Raw genomic sequence first — 331 nt, 5'->3', positions numbered from 1 at the left:
CCACCACCGTGCGCTGGTCGCTCTGCGTGCGCGTGCAAGCGGGGCCGCGTGCGGCGGCGCTTTGCATGGCGCTCGCGGGCTGTGGCGGTGCGGCATTCATGCTGATGGTCATCTGCACGGGGCCGTGCGGCAGAGGCATCGCGGCGGCTCTCGTGTTCTCCGGCGCTTCCTGCGCATACAAGCCGCGTGCCGCGAGCAGCGCCATACATGCCGCCGTGGTCAGCAGCGCGGCGCGTAGGGCGCTGTCCTTGCCGAACTTCTGTTGACTCGATTTCATTTCGTTATCTCCCCGTAGCCCGCTGCGAGCAAGCCGTCGTGCGTCAGACGCCGC

Annotated in this window: 1 protein-coding gene; it reads right to left on the bottom strand. The window is 68.6% G+C overall.

Annotated features, from left to right (window positions below; all coding sequences use genetic code 11):
* Positions 1 to 277 (bottom strand): hypothetical protein (locus EN824_RS34000; protein ID WP_210236389.1); only part of this gene is annotated, 277 nt, incomplete at its 3' end.
* Positions 278 to 331 lie beyond the last annotated feature (54 nt).

The organism is Mesorhizobium sp. M8A.F.Ca.ET.181.01.1.1, from assembly GCF_004792025.1.
Lineage (GTDB): Bacteria > Pseudomonadota > Alphaproteobacteria > Rhizobiales > Rhizobiaceae > Mesorhizobium.
This window is presented reverse-complemented; position numbering and strand designations above follow the sequence as displayed.